The organism is Microbacterium enclense (genome assembly GCF_001456955.1).
Classification (GTDB): domain Bacteria; phylum Actinomycetota; class Actinomycetes; order Actinomycetales; family Microbacteriaceae; genus Microbacterium; species Microbacterium enclense.
Window position 1 is genome coordinate 669,604 of record NZ_KQ758467.1, and the last position, 18,233, is coordinate 687,836.

Below are 18,233 nucleotides of genomic sequence, written 5' to 3' on the forward strand. Positions count from 1 at the left end.
GGATGCCGCGCGCCGACGGCGCGCACAGGATGGCGGCATGGACCTTCAGCTGAGCTCTCGCCGCGCCGTCGTCACCTTGGTCGCCGACGGGATAGACCGCGTTGCGATGCCGGTCGGACGCCCCGACGGTCGTGGTCGTCGCGAAAGATTCCGCGCCCCTGGCCACCGCGGGTCGTCGACCTCAGTGGCGCAGACCGTCGACGTGCCCACGATCGCGCCCGATGGCGCCGGGATGCGACTCAGCGCGCCGCGCGGCACTCGCTGGGCGAGAATCCGAACGCCGACTTGAAGGTGCGGCTGAAGTGCGCGGCATCCGGGAAGCCCCAGCGCGCGCCGATCGCCGACACCGACTGATCGGTGAGCAGAGGATCGGTCAGCTCGCGGCGGCAGCGCTCGAGGCGGCGCGTGCGGATGAGCGCGGCGACCGTGGTGCCCTGCCCCTGGAAGAGCGTGTGCAGATGCCGCGTCGAGATGTAGTGGGCGGCGGCAATGGTTCCGGGGCCGAGATCGGGCGCGGCGAGGTGGGTGTCGATGTGCTGCTCGACGCGGCGCCGGAGGGCGGCGTGCGGGTCGCTCGCCGCGACATCGGCGCCGAGTTCGTGCGCGTAGACGGTGGTCAGCAGGTCGAGCGCGGTGTGCACGAGCCGCGACCCCGAGGGACTCGCGACCTGGTCGAGGTGGGTTCCGAGCTGCGCGAGGAAGGGGGCGACGACACCGCCGAGTCCACCGTCGCCCGGCACGCGCACGGCGGTCAGCTGTGACAGGGCCGACGACGGCAGGGGCAGGGCGCTCGGCGCGAACATGGTCACGATCGTGCGGAAGTCGCCGCTGAACGTCAGCGTGTACGGGCGGGAGGTGTCGTAGACGGCGAAGTCTCCGGGGCGCAGGAGCGCTTCGCGGCCGTCCTGCACCAGAAGGCCGGTGCCGGCCAGCATGAGGCTCATCTTCACGGCGGGACCATCGGCGCGGGCGATCAGGTCGGGCGTGCGCTCGACCACGTGCGCCGAGGCGGCGACGGTACTGACGTGGATGCCGTCGGCCGACGCCGCGCGGATGCTGCCGCGGAAGCGGTCGGGGTCGGCGGCGGTGACGTGCAGCGGTACGAAGCTGTCGTCGACCGCTGCGCGGAACGCGGTCAGGTCGGCCGCGTGGATGGCCGTGACGCCCGATCGGGGGCGGGTGGTGACGATCGACATGGGAGACCTCCTCGTTTCCCTCGACATTCGGCTCCCACGTCATTTTTATCCGACGCTTGTAGAGCCAAAGTTTCCCGAATATTACCTCTCTGTGTCGTCAGTCGCGAGTGCCATCTCAGCGAAGCATGTCGACGAGCGCGTCGACGGTGGCGCGCATGCGCTGTTCGCGCGCGGTCTCGGGCAGCAGGATGCCGATGGCCTGCATGCCGTTGACCGCGTGCAGGATCGCGTCGCTCACGGCCTGCACGTCGAGTCCGTCGCGCACCTCGCCCTGGGCCTGCGCTTCGGCGACCATCTCGGCGAACGCCGCTTGCCACTCGCGCATGAGCCCGCGGAACATCTCGGCCAGAGCCGGATCGGCGGCGGCGTACTCGAGGAAGGCGATGACGATCCGCGCCTCGAGCGAGCGTTCTTCATCGATCGGCGCCGCCTCGAGCAGGAAGGCCCGCAGGGCCGCGAGGCCGGTGTCGCCCGTGCGCGCGCGCCCCTGCTCGAAGCGCGCGGTCGTCGCCGCGAAGACGTGCGCGAAGGCCGCCGTCAGGATCGCGCTCTTGTCGGGGAAGTAGTGCGTGACGCTGCCGTTGGCCAGACCCAGCTCGCGTGCGAGCTCGCGCATCGTCGTGGCCTCGATACCGCGCTCGGCGATCAGGCGCCACGTCGCCTGCACGATCTCGTGTCGGCGGGCCTCGTGATCCACGCGTCGGGGCACTCGCGTCCTTTCGTCTCGGCGACCGTCCGACCTTACCCGGGCAGCGGCGCGGGCTCCGACGTGAACGCCGACGCCGCGGCATCCGGAATCCGGAGCGCACCGCGCGGGTGCGGGCGGATCAGGATGCCGCGGCGCGGCCCCGCGAGACGGTCAGTGCCCGCAGTGGCAGGCGTCGCCCCCGCCGCAGCAGGACCCGCCGCCCTCCGCGTGCGCCTGCGACGACTCGGGCAGGTCGAGCGCGGGATTGCGGTCGAGGAAGCCGTAGGGCTTGAGCCAGAATCCGGCGTAGTCGACCGGCATGATCGGCCAGTCCTCGGGGCGCGGCACGTGGGTGAGGCCGAACGTGTGCCACAGCACGAGGTCGGCGCCGTCGATGGAGCGGTCGTCGGCCGTGTAGGCGGGCAGGCCCGCCCCGCCGGCGTGCGCGTTCGGGAAGCGGCCGGCGGGCCAGCGTTCCTCGGGGTCGTAGGCGGTGCCCCACAGGTGCTTGGTGGCGAAGGCCGCGCGTGCGGCGACCGTGGAAGCCGGGTCCGCCATCAGCAGAGCCGTCGGCTCCGGGATGAGGTGGTACGCCGTCGGCTTGCCGACGTGGTTGGTGCGCGTGGTCGACTGCACCTCCCACACGCGCGCGACCGAGGTGTCGGCCTCGCGCTGCGCCTCCTGCTCGGTGCGCAGCGGTGTGTGCGACCACGTGAAGGCGTTGCCGAAGGGGTTGTCCTCGCCCATCGGGATGCGCACGGCATCCACCTCGAACAACCGGTTCTCGTCGCCGTCGATCGCCATGTCGAGGCGCGCCGAGAACAGGTGCTGGTGCACGGGCGCGAACACGCCGGGGGCGATCTCGGGCGCGTGGCGGTTGGTCGAGCCGGGCACGCCGCCGCCGACGAACACGATGCCGGTGGCCTTGGCCTCGACCTGGATCGACCCGTCGAGGTAGAAGTACCAGAAGAAGCCGTAGTCGTAGTTGCCGATCGTGGCGAAGTACGACACCACGAGACGTCGCGACCGCCGCACGTGCGAGCCGACCGGACCGGGCTCGGTGTGCTTCCAGAGCACGCCGTAGTCCTCCTCGTGCATGCAGACCGCGTTCGGGATGCGCATGGCGTGCCCGTGGTCGTCGGCGACGTGGCCGTCGAAGTAGTGGATGACGCCGAGGCAGTCGCATCCGAGTTCGAGGTGGTTGGCGTTCTTGCCGAGCAGGTACTCGCCGGCGTCGAAGTAGCTGATCCAGAACCGGGTGTTGCTCGTGTCGCCGTAGGGCACGACCATCTCGGGCACGCTCGCGCGCGAGAGCACCGGGCGGTCGTCGAAGCGCACGTCGTGCAGCACGAGTCCCTCGCGGGCGTTGAAGTCGACGCGCAGCGTCCAGTTCTCCCACTGCACGTGCGAGCCCTCGACGTGGAAGCTCGGGCCCTCGGGCTGGGTGATCTCGATCGGCTTGAGCGTCGTGCGTGCGGGGCCGGTGGCCGCGGGGTCGTACCGCCCGCTGCCGGCGGGGACGGGCACGTCGCCCTCGTCTTCGATGCCGATCACGCGGTTCGCGGTGAGGTCGATGTGCACGATGAGCCCCTCGACGGGGTGCGCCCAGGCGATGTCGTCCTCGCTGTCGCGCAGGAACGTCAGCGACCGGATGACGCGGCGCCCGACCTCGTTCTCGCGCCCGACGAAGCCGGGGGCCAGGGGCGAGCAGAACGCGAGGTCGATGCGGTCGGCGAGGCCGCGGCGCTGCATCGCGGCGCGCCACTGGGGCGAGGCCTTGGCCAGCTCGGCGGCGCGCTCGTACTCCTCGAAGAGGTACTGCGGCTGGCCGTAGGGCGAGGTGTCGGCGGGGTAGCTGCGGCTCTGCACCACCACGCCCGCGCTGATCGACACGATGGCCTCGGTCACCTCGCCGGTCGCGGTGTCGAGCAGGGTGACGTCGGCGCGGCGGTCGATCGGGTCTCCCGGATGCCACGAGGCCACGGCCTTCTTGTCGGGCTCGGCGGGCAGCAGCATGGGCACGCGCACGCTCTCGCCGAGCAGCCCCGCGGCCACGAGGATGTCGCGCGTGCGCTCGATCTCCTCCGCGGCGAGGGGGTCGAGGGGGTGGACGGCGGGACCGGTGCCCGGGGCGCGTCCCCGCGGGACAGCGGCGTCCGCCGCGCGCTCGAGGTCGGGGTTCTCCATCGCCTGGTCGGGGACGGCGTGTGCGTGATCGTGCATGGTGGGGCCTCCGGCATCCACTCTCACCCGGCCGTGTCCTCGCGCGTTGACTGCCCGCGCACACCGGATGTCAGCGCGCGCGGGCCCTCGCCTCGCGCGGGCCCTCGCCTCGCGCGGGCCCTCGCGTCACGCGTGAGGGGTCGATCTTCGTCGCTTCGGGTCGTGCCAGGCGACAAGAATTGACCCCTCACGCGGGGAGGCGGGAGCCGGGACGCGCGTTGGGAGGCGGGAGCCGGGACGGGTCAGAGCGCCTGGCGGATCGCCGCCGCGGCGGCCGTCAGGCGGGCGGCGATGGCGGCATCGTCGGCATCCGCCGCGACGTGGACCGCCGCGATCGCCGCGGGCTCGCGCCCCTGCACGGCCAGCGGCACCGCCACCGCGCGCAGCGACGGCACCACCTCGTCGTGGCTGACCGCCCACCCGCGCTCCGCGGCATCCGCGACCTCGGCGGCGAGACGGGCGTCGACGTCGTCGGGCCAGCGCCGCGGCGGGAGCTGGGCGAGGATCGCGCGTCCGGGCGCGCCCCGGGTCACCGGATGCCGTGCCCCCGGCCGCTGCGCCACGGCGGTCACCGCGTGCCGCGGTTCGACGCTCGCGAGCGTCACGCATTCATCGTGGTCCAGCACGACGAGGAAGCACGTCATGCCCAGGTCGTTGGCTGCGGCCGTGAGCTCCGGCAGGGCCTCGGCCTGCAGGTCGGCGGCCACGCCCGCGGCCAGTGCGGCGAGGCCCGTTCCCAGGCGCACCGCGCCCGCGGCATCCCTCGTCACGAGCCCGTGGTCTTCGAGCGTGCGCAACAGCCGATAGGCGACCGATCGATGCAGCTCGACACGAGCGGCGAGGTCGTCGATCGTCAGCGGCGCGCGGGCGTCAGCGAGTTCTTCGAGCAGACGGATGCCGCGGCTCAACGTCTGCGACGCGGGCGGCGCATCTTGCCGAGGGGGCATGGGTCGGCTAACCTCTCGTTCGATAGCGGAACGGTGTGTTCGAATATAGAACATGCCACCTTTCGCGGCAAGCCCGACATCGACGTCAGGAGAAACGATGCAGTTCCATCACCACGGTTACGTCTCGGGTGACCCGCGCGTGCAGAACGCCGCCGGTACCGGGCTCGACCGCCCGACCGAGCTGCCCGACGACGTCGACGTGCTCATCGTCGGGTCGGGCCCGGCGGGCATGCTGCTCGCCGCGCAGCTGTCGCAGTTCCCGCAGCTCACCACCCGTCTCATCGAGAAGCGCGACGGGCGCCTCGCGCTCGGTCAGGCCGACGGCATCCAGCCGCGCAGCGTCGAGACCTTCCAGGCGTTCGGCTTCGCCGACCGCATCACCGCCGAGGCCTACAACATCGGCTGGATGAACTTCTGGGCCCCCGACCCCGACGACCCGCAGCGCATCATCCGCACGGCCCGCACCGAGGACTACGGCTACAAGATCAGCGAGTTCCCGCACCTGATCGTGAACCAGGCGCGCGTGCTCGACTACTTCGCCGAGGCCGCCGCCCACGGACCCGCGCGCATCGCACCCGATTACGGGGTGGAGTTCGCGGGGCTCATCGTCGGCGCCGACGACGTCGAGGTGCGCGTGCGCACGGCGTCGGGGGAGCGCACGATCCGCGCGAAGTACGTGGTCGGCTGCGATGGTGCGCGCAGCGGTGTGCGCCAGGCGATCGGCCGTACGCACGTAGGGGCGGCCGCCCGCCACGCCTGGGGCGTGATGGACGTGCTCGTCGAGACGGACTTCCCCGACTGGCGCATCAAGTGCGCGATCAATGCGGCGGCCGGCAACATCCTGCACATCCCGCGCGAGGGCGGGTACCTCAGCCGCATGTACATCGACCTCGGCGAGGTGGCGGAGGACGACGACCACCGCGTGCGCCAGACCCCGATCGAGGAGGTGATCGCCCGGGCGAACGAGATCCTGCACCCTTACACGATCGACGTGATGCAGGTCGCCTGGCACAGCGTCTACGAGGTGGGTCACCGGGTGACCGACCAGTTCGTCGACGACCTCGACCACCCCCGCGTCTTCCTCACCGGAGATGCCTGCCACACCCACAGCGCCAAGGCGGGCCAGGGCATGAACGTCTCGATGCAGGACGGCTTCAACCTCGGCTGGAAGCTCGGGCACGTGCTCACCGGTCTCGCCCCCGCCGAACTGCTGCGCACCTACGACGCCGAGCGCCGCCCCGTCGCCCAGCAGCTCATCGATTTCGACCGCGAGTGGTCGTCGCTGATGGCCCGCAAGCCCGGCGAGATCACCGACCCCGACGAGCTCGCGACCTATTATCTCGCCACCGCCGAGTTCCCCTCCGGTTTCGGCACGCATTACGCCCCGTCGCGGATCGTCGCGGCGGATGCGGCGCAGGAGCTGGCATCCGGATTCCCCGTCGGCAAGCGTTTCCAGAGCGTCGAGGTCGTGCGGGTGTGCGACGGCAACCCCGTGCACCTCGGTCACCACGCGCGCGCGGACGGGCGCTGGCGGATCTACGCCTTCGCGGATGCCGCGGGCTCGGCGCTGGCGGCGTGGGCGTCGCAAGCGCACGCGATCGTCGAGCGATTCACCCCCGCCGGTGCCGACCTCGACGCGGTCTTCGACGTCAAGGCGATCTACCCGGGGCGCTGGGAGGACGTCGTCGACGTGCCGTCGCTGTTCCGCCCCCGCTCGGGACCGCTCGGCCTGACCGACCTCGAGAAGGTGTTCGCCGCCGCGCCGTCGGCGTGGACCCGCAGCGACATCTTCGCCGAGCGCGGTATCGGCGCGGAGGGGGCCGTGGTGATCGTGCGCCCCGACCAGTACGTCGCCCACGTGCTGCCGCTGACCGATCCGGCCGGCCTCGAGCGGTTCCTCGCCGCGACGGTGACGCCGCACGCGGGATCCGCCGAGCCGGCGGCTGCGCGCGTCGCGGCCGACTCCGTCCCCTCGCGATAAACGCTTCCACGAGTGAGAAACGCCGGCACGCGCCGTGTCTCGCTCGGAAGGGCGTTTATCGGGCGGCGGAGAGGGGCCTGGCCCCGGCTCCGGGTCCAACGCTGCGGCCGGCTCTGTCCCCTCGCGATAAACGCTTCCACGAGTGAGAAACGCCGGCACGCGCCGTGTCTCGCTCGAAAGGGCGTTTATCGGGCGGCGGAGAGGGGCCTGGCCCCGGCGCTGCCCCCGGCTCCGGCGCTGCCCTCGGCTCCGGCTCGGGCCAGCCCCGGCACGAGCACCGCCGCGCTGGCCGCTACGGCGATCGCGCTGGCCGGCTTGTACGCAACGTATATCGGCGCACGCCCGTGTGCTGAGAAGAATGGGCGAGGAACCCCCGCCCCGATCCAGGAGAACCCATGACTGATTCGCGCGAGAGCGAGCTGCTGGCATCCGTCCCCACCGGCCTGCTGATCAACGGCGAGTGGCGCGCGGCCGGCGGCGGCAAGACGGTCGCCGTCAACGACCCCGCCACCGGCGACGTGCTCCTCGAGATCGCCGACGCCACTGTCGACGACGGCGTCGCCGCCATGGATGCCGCGGCCGACGCGTTCCCGTCGTGGGCGGCGACCCCGTCACGGGAGCGCGCCGAGATCCTCCGCCGTGCGTTCGATCTGCTGCAGGAGCGCAAGGAAGACGTCGCGCTGCTGATGACCCTCGAGATGGGCAAGCCCCTCGCCGAGGCGCGCGGCGAGGTCGGGTACGGCGGGGAGTTCCTGCGCTGGTTCAGCGAGGTCACCGCCCACACCCAGGGCCGCTACGGCGCGAACCCCGAGGGCACCGGCCGCATGATCGTCTCGCAGCACCCGGTCGGACCGTGCTACCTCATCACGCCGTGGAACTTCCCCCTGGCGATGGCCACCCGCAAGATCGCGCCCGCGCTCGCCGCCGGCTGCACGGTCGTGATCAAGCCCGCGACCCTCACCCCGCTGACGACGCTGTTCTTCGCGCAGATCCTGCAAGAGGCCGGCGTGCCCGCGGGCGTCGTCAACGTCGTGACCACCACGAACACCGGCCCGGTCTCGGAGCGCATCATCTCCGACCCGCGCCTGCGCAAGCTCTCGTTCACCGGCTCGACCCCCGTGGGCGTGAAGCTGCTGCAGCAGGCGGCACCCGGCGTGTTGCGCACCTCGATGGAGCTCGGTGGCAACGCGCCCTTCGTCGTGTTCGACGACGCCGACCTCGACAAGGCGGTCGAGGGCGCGATGCTGGCGAAGTTCCGCAACATCGGCCAGGCCTGCACCGCCGCCAACCGCTTCATCGTGCAGCGCGGCGTGGTCGAGGAGTTCACCCGCCGCGTCACCGAACGCGTGCAGGCAATGAAGATCGGCCGCGGCACCGAAGAGGGCGTGCAGATCGGCCCGCTCATCGACGACCGCGCCGTCGACAAGGCCAAGACCCTCGTGGGGGATGCCGTCGAGCGCGGTGCGACCGTCACCATCGGCGGGTCGCCCGTGGAGGGTCCGGGAACGTTCTTCGAGCCGACCGTCGTGTCGGACGTGCAGCCGGGGAGCGACATCCTCCGCGAGGAGATCTTCGGACCGGTGCTCGCCGTCATCCCGTTCGACGACGAGGACGACGCCGTGCGCCTCGCCAACGACACCGAGTACGGCCTCGTCTCGTACGTCTTCACCGAGTCGCTCGCGCGCGGTCAGCGCATGATCGACAAGCTCGAGACCGGGATGATGGGGCTCAACGTCGGTGTCGTCTCGAACGCCGCGGCGCCTTTCGGTGGCTGGAAGCAGTCGGGCCTGGGCCGCGAGGGCGGCGACGAGGGCATCCACGAGTACCTGCAGACGAAGTACACGCTGACGGCCAACCCCTACGCCTGAATCACCGGATGCCACGGCCCCGCGCCTTCTCGAGCGTCGGGGCCGTGGCATCCGTCGTCCCATCCGCTCTCCGCGTGAGTCGCCGAGCTTTGTCGCTTGCGAGCCTCCCGAAGCGACAAATCTTGGCGCCTCGCGCGTGCGATGCCCGGCACTCAGCCGTCCGCGTGCCGGTCCAAGAAGGCGAACACCTCGGCGTCGTCGACACCGGGGAACATGCCACGCGGGAGCGGCGAGAACATGTGCCGGTGCACGCGGGCGCTCGGCCAGGCTTTCCCCTTCCAGCGTTCGGCGGCCTCGGTGTCGGGGCGGCGGCAGCACGACTCGTCGGGGCAGTGCGACACCCCGCGCTTCGTCGTCTCGCGTCCGCGGAACCATCGCGCGTCGTCGAAGGGCACCCCGACGGTGATCGAGAAGTCGCCGTCGCTGGTCGTGCCGGTCTGCGTCGAGCACCAGAAGGTGCCGGTGGGGGTGTCGGTGTACTGGTAGTGCTCGGTGGTGCGGTTGTGCTCGGCGAACGCCGACCGCGCCGAGAACTTCTTGCAGACCACCTGTCCCTCGACCGATCCGGTGACATCGGTCGGCAGGGGGAGTCCGTCGTTCTCGTAGACGCGGGAGATCGCGCCGTCGCCGTCGACGCGCAGGAAGTGCAGATGGATGCCGAGGTGCGTCGTCATGAGGTTGGTCATGCGCATGGCCGCCGCCTCGTGCGTCACCCCGAAGGCGTCGCGGAAGTCCTCGACGGCGAGGTTGCGGTCCTTCTTTGCCTGCGTGAGGAAGGCGACCGAGCTCGTCTCGGGCATGAGGCAGCACGCGGCGTAATAGTTGATCTCGAGGCGCTGCTGCAAGAAGTCGGCGTAGTCGGTGGGCGGGCGATGCCCGAGCAGACGGTGCGCCATGGCCTGCAGGGCCATCGAGCGCAGGCCGTGCCCGCCGGGGATGGAGGCAGGGGGGAGATAGATGCGGCCGTTCTCGATGTCGGTGACCGAGCGGGCCGAATGCGGCAGGTCGCTGACGTAGATCAGTTCGAAGCCGAGCTGCTCCGCCATGATGCTGACCGTGCGGTGCGTGAGGGCGCCGGTCGCATGCCCGGCCGCCTTGAGCTGCTTCTCGGCGAGGCGTTCGATCTCGGGCAGGTGGTTCGACATGTCCCGCATCCTCAGACGCAACTCGGTGTTGGCGCGGCGGGCCTCCTCCGGGCTCGCGATGGTCTCGCGCTCGCGGCGCTGGAGTTCGCGGTGCAGTCCGAGCACGGCTTCGATCGTGTCGTCGCTCGTGCCCTTCGTGACCTTGACGGGAGGGATGCCGAGCTGCCGGAAGAACGGGCTGGTCTGCGCCCGGTCGAGTTCGATCTCGAGGGCCGCCCGTCGGTTGGGCGGTTCGGTCGACAGCAGCTCGGCGACCTCCGTCTCGGTCGCCCGGGCGATCTCCTGCAGGAGCGACAGCTTGGGTTCGCGCTTGCCGTTCTCGATGAGGCTCAGCTGACTGCCCGCCACTCCCACCAGTGCGCCCAGTTCGTCGAGCGTCAGACCTCGGGCGAGGCGATGATGCCGGATGCGATGGCCCAGGGTGGTGAGTTCGAAGGTCGACGCCATTCCTTGACCATATCGAAAGAATCGATGTTCTTACACCAAAATTCGCCGGAAAGTTGGTTTGCAAGGCTCCACCATGGAGGAACGACACCGAGTTTGCTCTCAACCGAGGAGAACGACATGGCTCTCGCCGACATCTTCAGCTCCACCCCGCGCACCGCCGCGCCCGCCGCTCGCACTCCCCGCCCCGGCTACGGAGTCCGTCCGGCCGTCGAGGGCCCGGGTCTCTCCGCCCTCACCGCGTGGGTCGACCAGGTCGCCGCGCTCACCCAGCCCGACCGCATCCACTGGGTCGACGGCTCGGCCGCCGAGAACGACGTGCTGCTGCGCGAGATGGTCGACGAGGGCAAGCTCATCAAACTCAACCCCGAGTGGCGTCCGGGTTCGTACCTGGCCCGCTCGCACCCCGGCGACGTCGCCCGCCTCGAGTCGCGCACCTACATCGCGTCCGAGAGCGAAGAGGATGCCGGTCCCACCAACAACTGGATCGCCCCGGCCGAGATCCGCCAGACGCTGAACGGTCTCTTCGAGGGATCCATGCGCGGACGCACGATGTACGTCGTGCCGTTCTCGATGGGCGCGGTCGGCGGTCCGCTGAGCCACATCGGCGTGCAGATCACCGACAGCGCCTACGCCGTGGCATCCATCGGCGTCATGACGCGGGTCGGCACGGCCGTGCTCTCGCAGATCGCCCAGGGCGCGCCGTGGGTGAAGACGGTCCACTCCGTCGGCGCTCCGCTCGCCCCGGGCGAGGCCGACGTCACCTGGCCCTGCAACGACGAGAAGTACATCGTGCACTTCCCCGACACCCTCGAGGTGTGGTCGTTCGGCTCGGGCTACGGCGGCAACGCGATCCTCGCCAAGAAGTGCTTCGCGCTGCGCATCGCCTCGGTCATCGGCCGCGACGAGGGGTGGCTCGCCGAGCACATGCTGCTCATCCGCGTCATCGACCCGAAGGGCAAGGCCTACCACGTGGCCGCGGCCTTCCCGTCGGCGTGCGGCAAGACCAACCTCGCGATGCTGCGTCCCACCATCCCCGGCTGGCGCGTCGAGACCCTCGGCGACGACATCACCTGGATCCGCCCCGGCGAAGACGGGCGCCTGTGGGCCATCAACCCCGAGGCCGGCTTCTTCGGCGTCGCCCCCGGCACCGGCGAGTCCACCAACGTCACCGCGATCGAGACGCTGTGGGGCAACACGATCTTCACGAACGTGGCCCTGCGCCCCGACGGCGACGTGTGGTGGGAGGGCCTGACCGACGAGGCGCCCCCGCACCTCATCGACTGGCAGGGCAACCCGTGGACGCCCGCGTCGGGCCGCCCGGCCGCGCACCCCAACTCCCGTTTCACGGTCGGTGCCGCGCAGTGCCCGCAGATCGCTGAGGACTGGGAGGCGCCGCAGGGCGTACCGCTCGACGTCATCCTGTTCGGTGGCCGTCGCGCCACGAACGTGCCGCTGGTCGTCGAGGCCACCGACTGGTCGCACGGCGTCTTCATCGGCTCGACGGTTTCTTCGGAGAAGACCGCCGCGCAGGAGGGAACGGTCGGCGAACTCCGCCGCGACCCGTTCGCGATGCTCCCGTTCTGCGGCTACAACATGGGCGACTACTTCGGCCACTGGCTGAGCGTCGGCCAGAAGCTGCGCTTCGACCGCGCGCCGCGCATCTTCCAGGTCAACTGGTTCCGCAAGGGCGACGACGGCCGCTTCCTGTGGCCCGGATTCGGCGACAACGCCCGCGTGATCGACTGGATCATCCGCCGCGTCGACGGACAGGTGGATGCCGTGGACAGCCCGATCGGACGCCTGCCCCGCGTCGAAGACCTGGAGCTTTCGGGCCTGGATCTGCCCGCGGCCGACCTCGACGAGCTCTTCTCGATCGACACGGCATCGTGGCTGGCCGAGGCCGATCTGACCGAGGAGTTCTACGACACCTTCGGCTCGCACCTGCCGGCCGCGCTGCGCGCCGAGCTCGCCGCTCTGCGCTACCGCCTGCAGCGGGCCTGATTCCGCTCGCTCCGCCCCGCCGATGCGCGGCGGCGGAGCGAGCGTCTCGACTCGACGCCCCTTCCGTTCTTGGCGCGCGGAGGGGGCGTCGTCCTGCCCCGCGGTGCCCGGCGCGTCCGGCGGGTCCGCCCCGCGGTGCCCGGCGCGGCCGGCGGGTTCGCCCCGCGGTGCCCGGCGCGGCCGGCGGGTTCGTTCCGCGCGGTCGTTGTGCGGCGCCGGGGTCGTGGTGCCGCCGCTCCGCGCGCCCCCGCCCGTGCGTTCGGGTGTCCCCGGCCGTGCGCCCGTGCGCCCTTCCCTCGCTGACTTGCGCCTTGTGCTCGCGGGAGGCGCTCTCCGCCGTGCACGCGGCGCAAGTCATCGGGGTGGGGCCGGGCCGTGGGCCGTAGCCGCGCGCATCCCCGGTGCCGTGTGCTCTTTCCTGGATGACTTTCGCCTTGTGGTCGCGCGAGGCGCCGTCCGCCGTGCACGCGGCGCGAGTCATCGGGGCCCCGCCGTGGGCGGTAGCCGCGCGCCGCGGCCCTGTGCCGTGCGCTCTCTCATCGCTGACTTGCGCCTTAAGCTCGCGCGAAGCGCCCTCCGCCGTGCACGCGGCGCAAGTCATCGGGGTGGGGCCGGGCTGTGGGCCGTAGCCGCGCGACCCGCACGGTGCCGTGTGCCCATTCAACGCTGACTTGCGCCTTGTGCTCGCGCGAGGCGCTTTCCGCCGTGCACGCGGCGCAAGTCATCGGGGTGGGGCCGGGCCGTGGGCCGTGGGCCATAGCCGCGCGCATCCCCGGTGCCGTGTGCCCTTTCCTGGATGACTTTCGCCTTGTGCTCGCGCGAGGCGCCGTAGGCCGTGCACGCGGCGCGAGTCATCGGGGTGGGCCCGGGCCGTGGGCCGTGGGCCGTAGCCGCGCGCCGCGGCCCTGTGCCGTGTGCCCATTCAACGCTGACTTGCGCCTTGTGCTCGCGCAAGGCGCCCTCCGCCGTGCACGCGGCGCGAGTCATCGGGGTGAGGCCCCACCGTGGGCGTGGGCGTGGGCGTGGGCCCGGGCCGTGGGCCCGGACGTGGCAGTGGGGAGCGGGGCCGGGCTGTCGGTGTGGCCGTCGGGCGCGGGCCCGGGCCATGGGCGCGCGCCGTGGGCGGTGAGCCGGCGCGGCGGTGACTTGCGGGAACGGTACCGCCACAGCCCCGTTTCGCGTGCACAAGGCCGAAGTCACCACCGGCGGAGCAACGGCGGAGCCCCGGAGGCGCGGAGAAGGGGCCTGCAGAAGGGGCGGGGGAGGGCCGAGAGCGTGGGCGCGGCCCCCGCGACGGCCCCGCCCGCGTCAGACCAGAAGCTGGTGCTTCGCGAGATCCCGGTACAGGGGAGTGGATGCCACGAGCTCGCTGTGCGTACCCTGACCGACGACGCGGCCGTCTTGCAGCACGACGATGAGGTCGCTGTCGACGACCGTCGAGAGCCGATGCGCGATCACGAGCAGCGTGCGGTCGGTCGCGACGGCGTCGATGGCCTCGCGCATGCGCTGTTCGTTGACGCCGTCGAGCGACGAGGTCGATTCGTCGAGGAGCAGCACCGGGGGAGCGGCCAGCAGCGCTCGCGCAATCGCCAGGCGCTGACGCTCGCCGCCCGACAGCATGACGCCGTCTTCGCCCACCGGCGCGTCGACGCCGAGCGGGTTGCGCTCGAGCACGTCGCCGAGGTTCACGGCGCGCAGCACCCGCTCGCAGTCGGCATCGGATGCCGTGGGGGAGGCGAGGCGCAGATTGTCGGCGATCGTGCCGGCGAGCGTGGGGGCGTCTTGCTCGACGTATCCGAAGCGTGCGCGCAGTTCGTCGCGCGACCGGTCGCGGGCGTCGACGCCGTCGATGAGGACGCTGCCGTCGGTGGGGTCGTAGAACCGCTCGACCAGCGAGAGGATCGTGCTCTTGCCCGCGCCCGACGGGCCGACCAGCGCGACCCGAGACCCGCGCGGAACGGTGAACGACACGCCCCGCAGCACCTCGTGATCGGTCTCGGCCGGCAGCTCGCCGGTGTCGAGATGCACGTCGGCCAGCACGGAGCGCGCTTCCTTCGCGGCGGCTTCGCGCGCCTTGACGACGTGGTCGGGGTAGCGGAACCGTACCTGACGGAACTCGATCGCCGCGGCATCCGTCGCCCGCGATCCGCGCGCCGTGACGGCGTCTCCGGTCGCGGCGGGTGCCTGCGGCTGTGAAACGGCACCGGCCGGCGTGCTCGCGCGCACCCGGTCGCCGTCGTCTTCGAGGGGCAGGTCGAGCACTTCCTGGATGCGGCCCAACGCGCCCAGCGCCTGGTTCACCGAGGTGATGGCCCCGATCGCCGAGGCGAGCGGCTGCACGAGCAGGAAGAGGAAGATCACGAACGTGACGAGAGAGGCGACGTCGATGGCGCCGGAAGCCACCCGATACCCGCCCACACCCAGCACGACCAGCAGCGACACCTGCAGGGCGACGAAGGCGATGGGCACGATCAGCGCCGACACGCGCGCGATGCGCACGCCCGCGGCGTACGCGGCAGTGGCGGTCTCGGTCACCGCCGCGATCTCGCGTTCGGTGGCGCCGGCGGCGCGGATGGTGCGGATGGAGCCCACCGCCCGCTCGACGCCCGACGACAGCTCGCCGACCTTCGCCTGCTGGACGGCGGATGCCGAGCGGATGCGCGTGCTCAGCAGCACGACCACCGCGAGCGAGGCGCCGACGACCACGATGATGAGCACGAGCAGCAGCGGGTCGATGAACGCCATGGCGATCACGGCACCGATGAGGATGAGCGCGTTGCCCACGGCATCCGCGAACCCCTGGGTGAGCACCGCGTAGAGCAAGGTCGTGTCGGTGCCGACCCGCGAGACGAGGTCGCCGGTGCGGCGGGCGTCGAACTCGCTGACGGGCAGGCGCAGGATGCGGGCGATCAGCCGCTTGCGCGACGAGTAGACCACCGCCGTGCCGGTGCGCTGCAGCAGGTAGTGCTGGAAGCCCGAGATGATCGACGACAGCACGACGAAGCCCACGAGCAACCACACCAGGGCCCCGAGCGGCACGGCGTTCTGCACCCGCGAGATGACCTCGCCCACGAGCAGCGGCTGCGCCAGCGTGGCGGCCGCGCCCAGCACGCTCAGCACCGCGACGACGGCGAGCGTGCGCTTGTGCTCGAGCAGGAAGGGCAGCAGCTGACGGAACGACGCGCGCGGGCCCTCGGGCACGCGGCGGCCGCGTCGACCGCGCGCGGGAGCGGGAGAAGACATGCAGACCTCGGGAAAGGAAATGGGGTTGCTTCGACCGTACCTCCCGTCGCTATGCGCGGGCCGCAGTGCACAACTCCTGCTGTGGCTGCACCGGCGCGGAGCGTCAGCGCCGGTCCGCAGCGTTGTGCAGGAGGTGTGCTCGCGCCGGCCCGGGCCGCGCAGGTGGAGGGGGGAGTCGGGGGGACAGGCGGCTGGTGCACACCTCCTGCCAGAAGCCCCCGAGCGCCCCGCCACCTCCCGCCCACGTCGCATTGAGCCCTGCGTCGCTGAGAACGACGGATGCCACGAGGCCCAGGCCCCGTGGCATCCGATGCTCTGCGACGAACCGCGTTACGGCGCGATCGCTCCGGCGGCGATGTTGTCGTCGTAGTCGACGTCTTTCGTCTCGGGCGAGAGCACGAGGGCGATGAGCGTCAGCACGCCCATGGCCGACAGGTACAGACCGACCAGCCACGGGTTGCCCTCGCCGGTGGCCCACAGCGCCACCGCGACGATCGGCGCGAGAGCGGCACCGAGGATCGACGAGACGTTGTACGAGATGGCCGACCCGGTGTAGCGGGTGTTCGTCGGGAACAACTCGGGCAGCACCGCACCCATGGGGCCGAAGGTCGCGCCCATCAGCAGGAAGCCGAACACGAGGAACGCCTGCACGAGTGCGCCGGTGAACTTCGGATCCGCGTGCGGCAGCAGGAACACCGAGAACGTCAGGCCGAACACGATGATCGCGATGGTCACGCCGATGAGCAGGCGCTTGCGCCCGATCGCATCGGCCACCGGGCCCGACAGCATGGTGAAGACGCCGAAGAACACCACGCCGATGATCTGCATGATGACGAAGTCGGTGTAGCCGAAGCCGAGCCCCGGCACGTAGGCGGCGGCGTCGAAGGCGGTGCCGGCCTTCTCGGCCGCGGCGGCGGCGCCCTCGATCGTCGGCTTGGTGCCGTACGAGAGCGTGAAGCTCGTCATCAGGTAGAACAGCACGTACGTCGCCAGCATGATGAACGTGCCGAGGATCAGCTGCTTCCAGTTGCGGCGCACGACCTCGCCGAGCGGGAACTTGCGGATGACACCGCTCTTCTCGGCCTTCGCGAACGACTCGCTCTCGACGAGCTTGAGGCGCACGTAGAGGCCGACGATGACCATCACGGCCGAGAACAGGAACGGCACGCGCCAGCCCCAGGCGAGGAACTCCGCCGAGCGCTGCGCGGTGCCGTCGGGGTGCGGCAGCGCGAAATTGATGACGAGGAACACCGTATTGGCGATGATGAAGCCGATGGGGGCGCCCAACTGCGGGAACGTGCCGAACAGGGCGCGCTTGCCCTTCGGGGCGTTCTCGGTCGCGACCAGTGCCGCACCCGACCACTCGCCGCCGAGGGCGAAGCCCTGCGCGAGGCGCATGATCAGCAGCAGCACGGCCGCCCAGACGCCGATCTCGTTGAACGTGGGCAGGCAGCCGATGAGGAAGGTGGCGACACCCATCGTGAGAAGGGATGCCACGAGCGTGGCCTTGCGACCGAAGCGGTCGCCGAAGTGGCCGAACACGATGGCGCCGAGGGGGCGCGCGACCATGGCGGCGCCGAAGACGCTGAACGACAGCAGCAGCGAGGTGGTGTCGTTGCCGGTGGGGAAGAACAGCACCGGGAAGACGAGCACCGCCGCGGTGGCGTAGGCGTAGAAGTCGTAGAACTCGATCGTCGTGCCGACCAGGCTCGCGGTGATGACACGCGAGCGTGGGTTGGCCGGGGCGACGGCGGAGCGGGTGGTGGGGGATGAGGAGGTCATGAGCGCCTGACGAGAGGGTCGAACGGTCGCGTCCGGGGTCGGACGCGGCGGTGTCGCGCGCGCTCGCGGGGGTGGGTGCGAGTGTGGAGGCGAAGAATCACCGGGACGTCCCCGCGTCAGGGGCGTCAGACCCTCCAGTCTATGCGTGCGCTGAGTGAACGCCGCACGTGTGCGCCCCTTTGTGAGAGGAGCGTTGGCGCGCCGGGGCGATCAGCGCCAGATGACCGCCAGCGCCGCGTTGAGCAGGGTCAGGATGCCGATGAGCCAGAAGATCGCGGAAGGCAGCGCGTCCGTGCGCTTCTGCCTCGCCGATCCGATGCCGAGCAGGGCGCCGATCACGAGCAGCACGACGAGCTTGATCGCGATCTTCGTGTAGTTCAGGTCGTGGTCGAGGCCCCAGGGAGCCGACAGCGCCAGGCCCGACAGCAGGGAGATCCCGAGGGCGGGGTTCATCAGCCGGGTGATGCGGTTGCGGCGCGCCACCGCCTCGACGACCCACGCGCCGAACAGCACCGCGAAGCCGACGAGGTGCACGAGGATGACGACGTTGCGCAGGATCTCCATACGGGTCAGATTATGGATGCCGTGCCGCGGTCGCCAGCAAGGCGGGCCTCACCGTGGGTCTCGGCGCAGCCGCCACGATGAGGTCCCTGAGCCTGTCGAAGGGTCCGGCCCCCGCGGTGCCCCCGGTGGCTTCGACGGGCTCAGCCAC

At 71.1% G+C, this 18,233-nt stretch carries 11 protein-coding genes; 3 read left to right on the forward strand and 8 right to left on the reverse strand.

From position 1 onward, the window contains the following. Positions 1–239: 239 nt before the first annotated feature. From AS029_RS03100 to AS029_RS03115, 4 genes are all read right to left on the reverse strand, one after another. The gene (locus AS029_RS03100) at positions 240–1,196 is read right to left on the reverse strand and encodes an AraC-like ligand-binding domain-containing protein (protein ID WP_058231096.1); all 957 of its coding nucleotides are present in this window, start codon (positions 1,194–1,196) and stop codon (positions 240–242) included. A 115-nt stretch (positions 1,197–1,311) separates the two neighbouring features. Continuing rightward, positions 1,312–1,905: a TetR/AcrR family transcriptional regulator gene (locus AS029_RS03105; protein WP_058231097.1), complete on the reverse strand. Its 594-nt coding sequence runs from the start codon at positions 1,903–1,905 to the stop codon at positions 1,312–1,314. A 150-nt stretch (positions 1,906–2,055) separates the two neighbouring features. Next, on the reverse strand, positions 2,056–4,107 hold the full coding sequence (locus AS029_RS03110; RefSeq protein ID WP_058231098.1) for a primary-amine oxidase: 2,052 nt from the start codon (positions 4,105–4,107) through the stop codon (positions 2,056–2,058). 242 nt (positions 4,108–4,349) lie between these two features. Then, the gene (locus AS029_RS03115; protein ID WP_058231099.1) at positions 4,350–5,054 is read right to left on the reverse strand and encodes an IclR family transcriptional regulator; all 705 of its coding nucleotides are present in this window, start codon (positions 5,052–5,054) and stop codon (positions 4,350–4,352) included. Between the two features lie 97 nt (positions 5,055–5,151). Between AS029_RS03115 and AS029_RS03120 the strand changes: the two genes are divergently transcribed. Beyond that, entirely contained in the window at positions 5,152–7,035 is a 1,884-nt protein-coding gene (locus AS029_RS03120) for an FAD-dependent monooxygenase (RefSeq protein WP_058231100.1), read from the forward strand. A 395-nt stretch (positions 7,036–7,430) separates the two neighbouring features. Next, on the forward strand, positions 7,431–8,903 hold the full coding sequence (locus AS029_RS03125) for an NAD-dependent succinate-semialdehyde dehydrogenase (protein WP_058231101.1): 1,473 nt from the start codon (positions 7,431–7,433) through the stop codon (positions 8,901–8,903). A 152-nt stretch (positions 8,904–9,055) separates the two neighbouring features. On the opposite strand, the gene AS029_RS03130 is transcribed toward AS029_RS03125, so the two are convergent. Beyond that, positions 9,056–10,495: a helix-turn-helix transcriptional regulator gene (locus tag AS029_RS03130; protein ID WP_058231102.1), complete on the reverse strand. Its 1,440-nt coding sequence runs from the start codon at positions 10,493–10,495 to the stop codon at positions 9,056–9,058. Between the two features lie 117 nt (positions 10,496–10,612). Between AS029_RS03130 and AS029_RS03135 the strand changes: the two genes are divergently transcribed. Next, a complete protein-coding gene (locus AS029_RS03135) occupies positions 10,613–12,496 on the forward strand; it encodes a phosphoenolpyruvate carboxykinase (GTP) (protein ID WP_058231103.1) in 1,884 nt (627 codons plus the stop codon). A gap of 1,308 nt (positions 12,497–13,804) precedes the next feature. Here AS029_RS03135 and AS029_RS03140 read toward each other — a convergent pair. The 3 genes from AS029_RS03140 to AS029_RS03150 form a co-directional block, all read right to left on the reverse strand. After that, entirely contained in the window at positions 13,805–15,739 is a 1,935-nt protein-coding gene (locus AS029_RS03140; protein ID WP_058231104.1) for an ABC transporter ATP-binding protein, read from the reverse strand. Between the two features lie 330 nt (positions 15,740–16,069). Beyond that, positions 16,070–17,521, reverse strand: a complete 1,452-nt coding sequence (locus tag AS029_RS03145; protein WP_058231105.1) for an MFS transporter — start codon at positions 17,519–17,521, stop codon at positions 16,070–16,072. A 210-nt stretch (positions 17,522–17,731) separates the two neighbouring features. Continuing rightward, positions 17,732–18,085, reverse strand: coding sequence for a hypothetical protein (locus tag AS029_RS03150; protein WP_058231106.1), 354 nt, complete (start codon positions 18,083–18,085; stop codon positions 17,732–17,734). Positions 18,086–18,233 lie beyond the last annotated feature (148 nt).

Coding starts and splice junctions, on each gene's coding strand:
- AS029_RS03135 (WP_058231103.1), top strand. CDS start 10,613: ATGGCTCTCGCCGACATCTTCAGCTCCACCCCGCGCACCGCCGCGCCC.
- AS029_RS03125 (WP_058231101.1), top strand. CDS start 7,431: ATGACTGATTCGCGCGAGAGCGAGCTGCTGGCATCCGTCCCCACCGGC.
- AS029_RS03150 (WP_058231106.1), bottom strand. CDS start 18,085: ATGGAGATCCTGCGCAACGTCGTCATCCTCGTGCACCTCGTCGGCTTC.
- AS029_RS03140 (WP_058231104.1), bottom strand. CDS start 15,739: ATGTCTTCTCCCGCTCCCGCGCGCGGTCGACGCGGCCGCCGCGTGCCC.
- AS029_RS03130 (WP_058231102.1), bottom strand. CDS start 10,495: ATGGCGTCGACCTTCGAACTCACCACCCTGGGCCATCGCATCCGGCAT.
- AS029_RS03100 (WP_058231096.1), bottom strand. CDS start 1,196: ATGTCGATCGTCACCACCCGCCCCCGATCGGGCGTCACGGCCATCCAC.
- AS029_RS03120 (WP_058231100.1), top strand. CDS start 5,152: ATGCAGTTCCATCACCACGGTTACGTCTCGGGTGACCCGCGCGTGCAG.
- AS029_RS03115 (WP_058231099.1), bottom strand. CDS start 5,054: ATGCCCCCTCGGCAAGATGCGCCGCCCGCGTCGCAGACGTTGAGCCGC.
- AS029_RS03110 (WP_058231098.1), bottom strand. CDS start 4,107: ATGCACGATCACGCACACGCCGTCCCCGACCAGGCGATGGAGAACCCC.
- AS029_RS03145 (WP_058231105.1), bottom strand. CDS start 17,521: ATGACCTCCTCATCCCCCACCACCCGCTCCGCCGTCGCCCCGGCCAAC.